We start from the raw sequence: 11,864 nt of genomic DNA, 5'->3' as shown, positions 1-11,864 counted from the left end.
CCGATGAGCGAGATCGAGATCCGCGACGACCGGGCGGCGGGCCGCCTGGAGGCCGTCGGCGCCGGTGACGTCGTCGGCCGCGTCGAGTACTTCGTCCTGGAGTCGCCCGCGCGCGCCCTGGTCCCGGTGCACACGATCGTCGAGCCCGCACACGAGGGGCAGGGCATCGCCGGTTCGCTCGCCCGCGAGCTGTACGCCCTCGCCGAGAGCGAGGGCGTCCCGGTGGTGCCGCTGTGCCCGTACGTCGCCAAGTGGGCCGAACGCCACCCCGAGACCGCCCCGCCGGCCGACCCTGCCCTCCGCGAAGCCGCGAAGGACTGGCTGCGGGCCCACCCCGACCGATTCTGACCGCCAACCCAGGGAAGCCCCTAAGGCCGAACCCCGGGCTCCCCTCCTCCCGGCCGTTGACTCGCTGCTCTGGCCTCCGACCCGTGTACGACCCTGGCCCCGGCCCTTGGCTCGCCGCCCTCAGCCTCCGGCCCCTCGGCCCGTGGCCCCTGGCTCCGGCTGGCGATCCCTGTCCCCGGCTCCCGGCTCCCGGCTCCTTGACCCGCGGCCCGAGGTCCCGGCCCACTAGCCCTGGCTCCGGCTGGCGATCCCTGTCCCCGGGCCACCTACCCCGGCTCCCGGCTCCTTGACCCGCGGCCCGAGGTCCCGGCCCACTGGCCCTGGCCCGCCCCGGCTCTTGGCTCGCCGCCCTCAGCCTCCGGCCCAGGCTCCTCGGGCCGTGCCCGTGGCTCCGGCTGGCGATCCCTGTCCCCGGGCCACCGTCCCCGGGTCCCCGCGGCCCGAGGTCCCGGCCCACCAGCCTGGCCGCTGGCTCGGGGTCTTGGCCGCTCCTTGCCCCGGCCCCCGGCTGCGATCACTGGCCTCGGCCTCTGGCTCTCGGCCCAGCCCCTAGGTTTCCCGCGTTGTGTACGTACTCCTCGGTCCACCGGGCCCCTGGTCTCCGGCCCGTGCCCCTCGGCACCCTGCCCGGGGTTCCCGCCCCCTCCCTTGGCCTCCTGGCCTGTGCTCGCGGCCCTTGGCCTCGGCCTGTGCTCCATGGCTCGGCCCCCGGCCCTTGGTCTCCGACCGGGGTTCCCGCTCCCTCGTCCTTGGCCTCCCGGCCTGTGCTCGGCGCCCTTGGCCTCGGCCTGTGGCCCACGGCTCGGCCCCGGCCCCTGGTCTCCGACCGGGCCCCCAGTCCCTGGTCTCCGACCGAGGCCCCCCGGCCCTGTCTTTCGCCAGCGCTCTGGATCCCCCGTCGCTGGGCCCGGTCCTGCCTCCAGGCCCGTGTTTCCCCGGCCACCGGCCCCACGCCCCGGCCACTGCCCCCACCCACCCGGCCCCCTTCGATGCTGCCTCGGGGTGAGTGGGCGAGCGGGGCTCGGGTAGGTGGGGGAGTAGTCCAGAGGCGATGTCCAGCGATTGCCCGGAGGACCCGATGACCACGCCGTACCCCGACCCCGCCACACCGGGACCCGCCCCGGGACCGGATCCGACCCCGCCGGACCCGTACCCCACCCCGGTCCCGCCGCCGGAGCCGGGCCCGCAGCCCACCCCGCCGGGTCCCGGCCCGGAGCCCACACCTCCCGCACCGGGCCCCGGCCCGACGCCCCCCGCACCGGGTCCGGTGCCGACTCCGCCTCCGGCGCCCCCGGAACCCTCGCCGTCCCCCATTCCGCCGGGGCCCGAGCCCGTACCGAACCCCGAGCCCGGGCCGCCCCTCAGCTGAGACCTTCGCCGACGGACGAGAGGCCCTACGCCGACACCTCGGACCGGTCGTCGCCCCACAGCGTGTGGAACGCGCCCTCGCGGTCCACACGCCGGTAGGTGTGCGCGCCGAAGAAGTCCCGCTGGCCCTGCGTCAGCGCCGCAGGCAGCCGCTCGGCCCGCAGTGCGTCGTAGTAGGCGAGGGCCGCGGCGAAGCCGGGCGTGGGGACGCCCTGGCGGACCGCCGCGATCAGCACCTCGCGCCAGTCGTCCTGCGCCTCGGCGATCTCGCGGGCGAACGTCTCGTCCGACAGCAGGCTCGGCAGGTCGGCACGGGCGTCGTACGCGGCGCGGATGCGGTCCAGGAAGGCCGCCCGGATGATGCAGCCGCCGCGCCAGATCGAGGACACCGCACCGAGGTCGATGTCCCAGCCGTACTCCGCGCTGCCCGCCGCGATCTCGTGGAAGCCCTGCGTGTACGACACGATCTTGGACGCGTACAGCGCCTGCTCCACCCGGTCCGCGAAGGCCGCCGCCTCCGCCTCGCTCAGCGGGGTCGCCTTGGGGCCGGCGAGACCGCGCGAGGCCGCCCGCAGGTCCGCGTGGCCGGACAGGGAGCGGGCGAAGACCGCCTCCGCGATACCGGAGACCGGCACTCCGAGGTCGAGCGCGATCTGCACCGTCCAGCGGCCGGTGCCCTTCTGCTCCGCCTGGTCCACCACCACGTCCACGAACGGCTTCCCGCTCGCCGCGTCCACATGGGACAGCACCTCGGCGGTGATCTCGATCAGGTAGGAGTCCAGCCGGCCGGTGTTCCAGGTGCGGAAGATGTCCGCGATCTGCGCCGGGGTGTAGCCGGCGACGTCCCGCAGCAGCTGGTACGCCTCGCCGATCAGCTGCATGTCGGCGTACTCGATGCCGTTGTGGACCATCTTCACGAAGTGCCCGGCGCCGTCCGGACCGACGTGCGTCACGCACGGCGCGCCGTCCGCGGCCTTCGCGGAGATCTTCTCCAGCATCGGGCCCAGCGAGTCGTACGACTCCTTCGAACCGCCCGGCATGATGCTCGGCCCGTGCAGCGCGCCCTCCTCGCCGCCGGAGATGCCGGTGCCCACGAAGTGGATGCCGTGCTCGCGCAGCTCCCGCTCGCGGCGCCGGGTGTCCGCGAAGTGCGCGTTGCCCCCGTCGATGATCATGTCGCCGGGCTCCAGCAGCGGCGCGAACTCCTGGATCACCGCGTCCGTCGGCTCACCCGCCTTGACCATGATCACCAGGCGCCGGGGCCGCTCCAGCGCCGCCACGAACTCCTTGGCGGTCTCGGCGGCGACGAACTCGCCCTCGTGCCCGAACTCCTCCACCAGCGCCCGCGTCCGCGCCGCCGTACGGTTGTGCACGGCGACCGTGTAGCCGTTGCGCGCGAAGTTCCGGGCCAGATTCCGGCCCATGACCGCGAGGCCGGTGACGCCGATCTGCGCTGAAGTGCTCATACCGCCTGCTCCCTGGCTGCTTGGTGACTACGGCTCCGTCAGTACGGGCCATCGCCCATCCTGGCGTGCCGCTCCGGCGAGCGCACATCCGACCCGCCCCACACACATACGGGAAGCACCGCTTCTGGCCTCAGTCTTCGGGGCAGCCGGTCAAAGAGGATGCGTTCCCGGCCACTTGGACCGCGCACGAGGCCGGATTGTTCTCTTGTCATGGCCTGTTCGCGGTGGTTGGCTGTGGCCCCTCCTGACGCATGCCGAGGGGATAATCGGACATGGCCGTACGCGGCCGGCATCGCCGGTTCCAGCCGAACAGGATCAACCGCGCCTCACTGACCGTCACCGCGGGCGGCGCCGGCCTCGCCCTCCCGCTGGTCGCCGCGGGCAGCGCCGACGCCGCCGACGCGGCTACCTGGAACAAGGTCGCCGCGTGCGAGTCCAGCGGCGACTGGGGCATCAACACGGGCAACGGCTATTACGGGGGCCTTCAGTTCACCCAGTCCACCTGGGAGGCGTACGGCGGCACCCGGTACGCGCCGCGCGCCGACCTCGCCGGCCGGGGCGAGCAGATCGCCGTCGCCGAGAAGGTCCTCGACGGACAGGGGCCCGGCGCCTGGCCGGTGTGCTCGGTGCGGGCGGGACTGACCAGGGACGGTGGCGGCGCGCACACCGAGACCGTCGCGGCCCACCCGGCCGGCAGCAGCTCAGTGAAGGACGTACAGCCGCACACCACCCCCCAGTCCCGCGCGGGACGCGCCGAGATGTACACGGTCGTGCCCGGCGACACCCTCTCCGGGATCGCCGACGGACACCACGTCCGGGGCGGCTGGCGCGGCCTCTACGCGGGCAACCGCGCGACCATCGGCGCCGATCCCGACCTGATCCTGCCGGGGCAGCGGCTCAGCCTGCGCGGCACCCCGACGGCCGGCCCCACATCACCCGGGAAGAAGGAGCACGCGGGGCACAGGACCACCCCGCACCGGCCCCGGACCCCCGGCCACACCGTCGTCGCGCCGGTCGACGCGCCCATCGGCACCGGCTACCGGGTGGCCGGCTCGCACTGGTCGAAGGGCTACCACACCGGCGTCGACTTCCTCGTGCCGACCGGCACCACGGTGCGGGCGGCCGAGGCCGGGCAGGTGGTGGCGGCAGGCTGGGGCGGCTCCTACGGCTACCAGGTGGAGATCCGGCACGCCGACGGCCGCTACACCCAGTACGCCCATCTGTCGGCCATCTCCGTGCGGGTCGGCCAGCGGGTCACCGGCGGCCAGCGCATCGGCCGCTCCGGCTCCACCGGCAATGTCACGGGCCCGCACCTGCACTTCGAGGTGCGCACCGGGCCCGCATTCGGCTCGGACATCGACCCGATCGCCTACCTCCGGGCCCACGGCGTCAGGATCTGACCCGCGCCCGGTGCCGGGGCGGCGCCGGCTCGGGGACGTACGGCACGCCGGATACGCGGCCGGCCGACTTCTCGCCGTCGGCCGCGCCCACCCCGTACCCGTCCTCGCCTCCGTCCCCGTTCCCGTCCCTGTCTCCGTTCTCGCCCGGGGGCGGGACGCGCAACTCCTCCCGTACGGCGGGCCCCTGCGGCTCGTCCGCCGCCCTGCCGTACCCGGCCGGCGCCCCTGTCGTCCCCGGCGCCGTCCGCTGCCCCGGCACCTCCACGGACACCGGCACCTCCGCCGAGGGCTCGGCGGTGGCCTCGATCCGCTCCGTCGTCAGCATGATCAGACCCCCCGCCGCCAGGACTCCGCAGCCCAGTGCCAGCAGGGTGCCGGTGGCGCCGTACCGGAACGACTCGCCGAACATCAGAATGCCCACCGCTGCGGCCAGCACCGGGTTGGCCACGGTCAGCGTGGCCAGCGGGGCGGCCAGCCCACCACCCCGGTACGACGCCTGCGACAACAGCACGCCAGCGATGGCGAACAGGGCGATGACCGCGCAGCAGAACAGCTCGCGGCCGCCTAACCCGCTCGCCCAGTCGACGGCGGCGGTCTTGGTGAACACCGACGAGCTGCCGAACGCCGTGCCGGCGGCGGTCGCCAGCAGCACGCTGCGGACCGCCGGATGCCGGTGCGCGGCCAGCCCCGCGCACAGCAGCGCCGCCACCGCCCCGCCGGTGAGCAGCGCGACGGCCAACCGCTGCGGCGCGCCGAGGGAGTGCTCGCCGGAGGAACCGACCAGGGACAGCAGTCCGGCGAGGCCGACCGTGGCCATGACCGCGCCCCGCCAGGCCGTCGCCCCGGCCCGGCGCCCGACGCACACCGCCGCCAGCGGCAGCGCCAGCACGATGGTCAGCGCGCCGAGCGGCTGCACGATGCTCAGCGGGCCGTAGGCCAGCGCGACGACATGCAGCACGCCACCGGTGCCGTTGAGCGCCAGCGCCCCCCACCAGCCCGGCCGGCGCAGCGGCAGACAGGCACCGCCGGGGGAGGACACCGCGACCCGCTCCTGCACGATCGCGCCGCCCGCATAGGCGAGCGCGGACACGAACGACAGCAGCACGGACAACGCGAGGGCGCTCATCGGCGTCTCCTCTGCGAGGGGCGTGGGCCCAGAGCCCGGCGCGGCGTATGGTCGGCTTCCATGGCGCACACTCTGCCCGCTCGCGCCCCCTCCCGTCGTCGTACCTGAGCACGCAATGCCTCCTACTGCCGATGGAGTACACCGGCCCGGTGATCATCCTTTGGGTGCGGATCCGTGCCGCTCACCCGCCCCAACAGATGCGGCGGCCGCAAGGGTGAGCGCGGACCCGGCGCCCGCGGCCACCGCCCGGCCTGGTACCTGTACCTGTCGTGGACCTCGACCTCGATCCCGAACTCGCCGCACTCCGCCCGCTGGGCGGCTTCTTCGTGCTGCGCACCACCGCCCCCGCGGGGGAACACCCCGGTCCGCCGCCGACCCTCGCCGAGGCCTACGCGGGCGTGCCGGTGCCGGGGCACGGCGACCCGCTGACGCTGCGCGTCACCACCGTCGCCGGCCGGCTGCGCACCACCGAGCCGCGGGTCGCCGCGTCCATCGGGCAGCAGGGGCTCGCCGCCCGGCTGTGGTCGGTGGCCCTCGGCTGCGCCGTCCGGTACGGCCGGCTGCCCGATCTCGACCCGCGGCTGCTGCGCTGGGACCTGCTCGCCTCCGCCCCCGACGACCTGTGGCTCACCGAGGTGCGCCCGCTCCCCGGGGACGCGGCCGGCCTCGCCGACGCCGTGCTGCACGGCCATCTGGAGCCGCTGGCCCAGGCTCTGACCGGCCGTCACGGGATCGCGGCGGGCCTGCTGTGGGGCAACGCGGGCTCCGCGCTCGCCGCGGCCGCCCGGGAACTGGACCGCTGGGCCCGCGCCCACGGCCGTACCGACCTCGCCGCCAGGACCCAGGTCCTCACCGCGGAACTCTTCTCCCATCCGCTGCTGCGCGCCACCGGCACCCGCACCGGGACGGCGTTCCGCCGCGGCAGCTGCTGCCTGTACTACCGGGTGCCCGGCGGCGGGGTCTGCGGCGACTGCTGCTTCACCCGGCCCCCGCGCTCTTCCCCGGGGGGCGCATCTGGGTGACCATGAGGGGAACCTGCCGCCGAGACCAGGGGGTTGTCGGGTGCGAGTGGGACTGCTGACCCGGGAGTACCCCCCGGACGTGTACGGCGGCGCCGGTGTCCATGTGGAGTTCCTCGCCCGGGAACTGGCCGCCCTGGTCGACCTGGAGGTGCACTGCTGGGGCGAGGGCCGCGGCGTGGGCGTCGTACGCCATCGCCCCTGGGCCGCCCTCGACGGCTCGAACGACGCACTGCGCACCTTCTCGGTCGACCTCGCCATGGCCGCCGCGCTGGAGGGCCGCGAACTCGTCCACTCCCACACCTGGTACGCGAACCTCGCCGGCCATGTCGCCAAGCTGCTGTACGGCGTCCCGCACGTGGCGACCGCCCACTCGCTGGAGCCGCTGCGCCCCTGGAAGACCGAGCAGCTCGGCGGCGGCTACGCGCTGTCCGGCTGGGCCGAGCGGACCGCGCTGGAGGCGGCCGACGCGGTCATCGCCGTCTCCGGCGCCATGCGCGCGGACATCCTGGAGTGCTACCCCGCCCTGGACCCGGCCCGCGTCCACGTCGTGCACAACGGCATCGACACCCGCCTCTACCGGCCCCATCCCGGCACCGACGCCCTGCTCCGGCACGGCATCGACCCCGCCCGCCCGTACGTCCTGTTCGTCGGCCGGATCACCCGGCAGAAGGGCGTGCCCCACCTGCTGCGCGCGGTACGGGACATCGACCCGGGAGTCCAGGTCGTGCTGTGCGCCGGCGCGCCCGACACACCGGAGCTGGACCGGGAGTTCCGGGAGCTGTTCGCCGAACTGGGCCGGGTGCGCGCGGGGGTGTTCTGGATCCCGCAGATGCTGCCGCGCACCGAGGTGGTCCAACTCCTCACGCACGCCGCCGTGTTCGTCTGTCCCTCGGTGTACGAGCCGCTCGGCATCGTCAACCTGGAGGCGATGGCCTGTGGCACCCCGGTCGTCGCCTCCCGGGTCGGCGGGATACCCGAGGTGGTGGACGACGGCCGTACGGGCGTGCTGGTGGACCTGGACGACGCCTTCCCCGCGCGTCTCGCCGGGGCGCTCGACGCCGTGCTCGGCGATCCGGCCGCGGCCCGGCGGATGGGCGAGGCCGGACGGGAGCGCGCGGCCGGGGAGTTCGGCTGGGACGCGGTGGCCCGCCGGACCGCGGCGCTCTACGAGGACGTCCTCAAGCAGGCGTAGCGCCGTCTGCGCGGGGCAGCCATGGTTCAAGCAGGGTGAGGGGAGCGGCCATGCGTCGTGGAAAGCCTTCGGTGCTCGGGATCGTGCTGGCGGGCGGGGAGGGCAAGCGCCTGATGCCGCTGACCGCCGACCGTGCCAAACCCGCGGTCACCTTCGGCGGCACCTACCGGCTCGTCGACTTCGTGCTGTCCAACCTCGTCAACGCCGACATCCTGCGCATCTGTGTGCTGACCCAGTACAAGTCGCACTCGCTGGACCGGCACATCACCACCACCTGGCGGATGTCCAGCCTGCTCGGCAACTACGTCACCCCCGTCCCGGCCCAGCAGCGGCTCGGCCCACGCTGGTACCTGGGCAGCGCCGACGCGATCCTTCAGTCCCTCAACCTCGTCCACGACGAACAGCCCGAGTTCGTGGCCGTGTTCGGCGCCGACCACGTCTACCGCATGGACCCGCGGCAGATGATCGCCCAGCACGCCGAGAGCGGCGCGGGGGTGACCGTCGCCGGCATCCGGGTGCCGCGCGCGGAGTCCTCCGCGTTCGGCGTGATCACACCGGGCCCGGACGGCCGTACCGTGGAGCGCTTCCTGGAGAAGCCGGCCGATCCGCCCGGGCTGCCCGACGACCCCGAAACCGTGTTCGCCTCGATGGGCAACTACGTCTTCACCACCAAGGCGCTGATCGACGCGCTGCACCGGGACGCCGAGGACGAGAGTTCCGTGCACGACATGGGCGGCTCGATCCTGCCCCGGCTCACCGCCCGCGGCGAGGCCGCGCTGTACGACTTCGAGGACAACCACGTGCCGGGCGAGACCACCCGCGACCAGGGCTACTGGCGGGACGTGGGCACGCTGGACGCCTACTACGAGGCGCACATGGACCTCATCGCCGAGCGGCCCGCGTTCAACCTCTACAATCGCCAGTGGCCCATCTACACCCACTCGGGCCAGCTGTCCCCGGCCCGCTTCAACGCGGGCGGCATCGCCGGCGAGTCCATCATCAGCGCGGGCTGCCTGATCCGCGGCCAGGTCACCCGTTCGGTGCTCTCGCCCGGGGTGCGCGTCGACCCCGGCGCGGTCGTCCAGGGCTCGGTGCTCCACGACAACGTGCACATCGGCCGCGGCGCGGTGGTCCGGGGCGCCGTCCTGGACAAGAACGTGGAGGTTCCGCCCGGCGCGACGATCGGCGTCAACCCGGAGCGGGACGCCGAGCTGTACACGGTCTCCAAGGGCGGGGTGATCGCCCTGGGGAAGGGCCAGCGGGTCCCCTGAGCCCCGGCCGGCCGCCGCCCACCCCGCGGTCCGCCGGTTCGGCCAGGCAGGCGAGCACGGTCTGGAGGCCGTAGCGCCCGTGCTGCGCATCCGGACCGGGGAATTCCGCATGGCCTCGCGGACCCAACTGGCCGGCGACCGGGGCATGTTCGGATGGTTTCTCACGGGGCTCCGTTCCCGTGCGTACGGAGGTTGTCTCGCCACAAGCGCGCCCGGTGCGGGCGACGCGTTCCGTGTGATTCCTGTCGGTTGCCCGGGTTTGCGCCGCCCGGCCCTCAGGATGCAGGCAACGATGTCGAACCTCCGGAGGTCATCCGACATGAGAGGGACCCGGCGCACACGGCTGTGCCTGGCCGGGGTGATGGCAGCGTCCGCGCTGATCGCCACCCCCGCCGCACGGGCCGCCGAGCGGACCGACGGCCACCTCACCGACCTGGTGAACCCCTTCATCGGGAGCCAGAACGAGGGCAACACCTTCCCGGGCGCGGCCGTGCCCTTCGGCATGGTCCAACTCTCCCCGGACACCGGGCACAGCACCGGCTACGACTACACCCAGGACCGCATCCGCGGCTTCTCCCTCGTCCATCTCTCCGGCGTCGGCTGCCGGATCGGCGGCGACCTGCCCGTCCTGCCCACCACCGGCGAGGTCACCCAGACGGACGCCGCCCGGTACGCGGCCGCCTTCTCGCACCGGGACGAGGAGGCGAGCCCCGGCTACTACCGCGTCGGTCTCGCCTCCGGCATCCGCGCCGAACTGACCGCGACCGCGCGCACCGGCGTGCAGCGCTACACCTTCCCCGCCACCGACAAGGCCAACGTCCTGCTGAACGCGGCCCAGGCACTGCACAAGCCGGCCGGCAGCAGGGTCGAGATCCTCGACGACCGCACCGTGCGCACGGAGATCACCGGCCACGGCTTCTGCCGGGACACCGGCCCGTACACCGTGTACACCATCACCCGCTTCAACCGGCCCTTCACGGCGTACGGCACCTGGGACGGCCCGGCCGTCACCCCGGGCGCGCGCAGTGGGACGGGCGGCGCCTACGTCCGCTTCGACACCACCCGGGACCGCACCGTCGAGGCGACCACCGCGCTGTCGTACGTCGACGCGCGCGGCGCCGCCACCAATCTGCGGGCCGAGGGCGGGCGTTCCTTCGACGCCGTGCGCGAACGGGCGCGCGGGCAGTGGGAGCGGCGCCTCTCCGCCGTGCGGGTCCAGGGCGGCACGGGCACCCTGCGCCGTACCTTCTACTCCTCGCTGTACCGGTCGTTCCTCGCGCCGAACGTCGGCAGCGACGCCGACGGCCGCTACACCGGCTGGGACCGCCGCACCCATCACGCGGACGGCTACACGTACTACCAGAACTGGTCGCTGTGGGACACCTACCGCACCCAGGTCCAGCTGCTCGCGCTGCTCGCGCCGCGCGAGACCAGGGACATGGCCCGGTCGCTGCTCGCGGTCGACGAGGACGGCGGCTGGCTGCCCAAGTGGGGGTACGGGCCGGTCGAGACGAACGTGATGAGCGGCGACCCGGTCACCCCCTTCCTGACCACCGCCTACCAGACGGGCCTGCTCAAGGGGTTCGAGGAGCGGGCCTACCGCGTGCTCCGGAAGAACGCCGACGGGGTGCCGCCCGCCGACTACCCGGGCATCGGCCGCGAGGCCAACGCCGAGTACATCGAGCACGGGTTCGCGCCGTACATCAAGGACCGCCCGTACACCAAGATGGGCGACTCCGACTACCACCACGGCGGCTCGGTCACCCTGGAGTACGCCCTCGCCGACGCGATGCTCGCCCAGATGGCCCGCGGTCTCGGCCATGAGGGCGACGCCGCGCGGTACGCGGCCCGGTCGCGCAACTACCGGAACGTCTTCGACCCGGCCACCGGCTTCTTCCGGGCCCGCGACGCCTCCGGCGCCTTCACCGGCCCGGCCGACCCGGCCCGCGGTACCGGCTTCCACGAGGGCACGCCCTGGCAGTACCAGTGGCTCGTCCCGCAGGACCTGCCCGGCATGATCGACCTGATCGGCGGCAGGAACGCCGCGAACCAGCGCCTCGACCGCTTCTTCGCCTACGACCGGCTGCTCGCCGACCCGGCGCGCACCGCCCGCGAGGTGTGGGTGCACGGAGACCCGTACGCCTACTACAACGCGGCCGTGTACAACCCGATGAACGAGCCCGACCTCATCGCGCCGTACACCTACCTGGCCACCGGCCGGCCCTGGAAGACCACCGATGTCGTGCACGCGGCCCTGACCCTGTTCACCGACGGTCCCACCGGGATGACCGGCAACGACGACCTCGGCACGATGTCCGCGTGGAACGTGCTGTCGTCCATCGGCCTGTTCCCGATCCAGCCCGGCTACGACACCTGGGGCCTGTCCACCCCGGTCTTCGACCGGGTCGACCTCGCCCTCGACCGCCGCTGGTGGCCGAGCGGCCGGCTGACGGTCACGGCGCCCGGCACCTCCGCCGCCGACCGCTACATCCAGGACGTGCGCGCCGACGGACGGCCGCAGGCACGGACCTATGTGACCACCGGCGCGCTGCGCTCGCTGCGCTCCCTCGCGTTCACCGTCGGCCCGCGCCCGTCCGAGTGGGGTACGTCACCCGACGCGGCCCCGCCCGTACTCAGGTGACCAGCTGTTTGCCGAGTTCCGCCCCGTTCC

Annotated in this window: 8 protein-coding genes; 6 read left to right on the top strand and 2 right to left on the bottom strand. The window is 74.0% G+C overall.

The features are described 5' to 3' along the window. Positions 1–3: 3 nt before the first annotated feature. Positions 4–348 (top strand): GNAT family N-acetyltransferase, encoded by a 345-nt coding sequence (locus tag ACWCV9_RS03415; protein WP_450784030.1) that lies wholly within the window; start codon positions 4–6, stop codon positions 346–348. 1,394 nt (positions 349–1,742) lie between these two features. On the opposite strand, the gene gndA is transcribed toward ACWCV9_RS03415, so the two are convergent. Further along, on the bottom strand, positions 1,743–3,182 hold the full coding sequence (gene gndA / locus ACWCV9_RS03410) for an NADP-dependent phosphogluconate dehydrogenase (protein ID WP_450784028.1): 1,440 nt from the start codon (positions 3,180–3,182) through the stop codon (positions 1,743–1,745). 272 nt (positions 3,183–3,454) lie between these two features. Between gndA and ACWCV9_RS03405 the strand changes: the two genes are divergently transcribed. Then, positions 3,455–4,582, top strand: coding sequence for a transglycosylase family protein (locus tag ACWCV9_RS03405; protein WP_450784026.1), 1,128 nt, complete (start codon positions 3,455–3,457; stop codon positions 4,580–4,582). Here ACWCV9_RS03405 and ACWCV9_RS03400 read toward each other — a convergent pair. Next, the gene (locus ACWCV9_RS03400) at positions 4,572–5,708 is read right to left on the bottom strand and encodes a DMT family transporter (protein WP_450784024.1); all 1,137 of its coding nucleotides are present in this window, start codon (positions 5,706–5,708) and stop codon (positions 4,572–4,574) included. The genes ACWCV9_RS03405 and ACWCV9_RS03400 overlap by 11 nt on opposite strands. Positions 5,709–5,977: 269 nt before the next feature. On the opposite strand from ACWCV9_RS03400, the gene ACWCV9_RS03395 reads away from it, so the two are divergent. The 4 genes from ACWCV9_RS03395 (at position 5,978) to ACWCV9_RS03380 (ending at position 11,834) form a co-directional block, all read left to right on the top strand. Beyond that, complete coding sequence (locus ACWCV9_RS03395) at positions 5,978–6,730, top strand: (2Fe-2S)-binding protein (protein ID WP_450784022.1); 753 nt, start codon at positions 5,978–5,980, stop codon at positions 6,728–6,730. A 40-nt stretch (positions 6,731–6,770) separates the two neighbouring features. Next, positions 6,771–7,922, top strand: coding sequence for a glycogen synthase (gene glgA / locus ACWCV9_RS03390; protein ID WP_450784021.1), 1,152 nt, complete (start codon positions 6,771–6,773; stop codon positions 7,920–7,922). A gap of 50 nt (positions 7,923–7,972) precedes the next feature. After that, positions 7,973–9,193, top strand: coding sequence for a glucose-1-phosphate adenylyltransferase (glgC, locus tag ACWCV9_RS03385; RefSeq protein WP_450784019.1), 1,221 nt, complete (start codon positions 7,973–7,975; stop codon positions 9,191–9,193). A gap of 319 nt (positions 9,194–9,512) precedes the next feature. Beyond that, positions 9,513–11,834 (top strand): GH92 family glycosyl hydrolase, encoded by a 2,322-nt coding sequence (locus ACWCV9_RS03380; RefSeq protein WP_450784017.1) that lies wholly within the window; start codon positions 9,513–9,515, stop codon positions 11,832–11,834. Positions 11,835–11,864 lie beyond the last annotated feature (30 nt).

It is taken from the genome of Streptomyces sp. NPDC001606, assembly GCF_053596835.1.
This window is presented reverse-complemented; position numbering and strand designations above follow the sequence as displayed.

Bases quoted from the DNA above. Each gene is read 5' to 3' on its own strand.
- ACWCV9_RS03400 (WP_450784024.1), bottom strand. From the start codon at position 5,708: ATGAGCGCCCTCGCGTTGTCCGTGCTGCTGTCGTTCGTGTCCGCGCTC.
- ACWCV9_RS03405 (WP_450784026.1), top strand. From the start codon at position 3,455: ATGGCCGTACGCGGCCGGCATCGCCGGTTCCAGCCGAACAGGATCAAC.
- ACWCV9_RS03415 (WP_450784030.1), top strand. From the start codon at position 4: ATGAGCGAGATCGAGATCCGCGACGACCGGGCGGCGGGCCGCCTGGAG.
- ACWCV9_RS03380 (WP_450784017.1), top strand. From the start codon at position 9,513: ATGAGAGGGACCCGGCGCACACGGCTGTGCCTGGCCGGGGTGATGGCA.
- glgC (WP_450784019.1), top strand. From the start codon at position 7,973: ATGCGTCGTGGAAAGCCTTCGGTGCTCGGGATCGTGCTGGCGGGCGGG.
- gndA (WP_450784028.1), bottom strand. From the start codon at position 3,182: ATGAGCACTTCAGCGCAGATCGGCGTCACCGGCCTCGCGGTCATGGGC.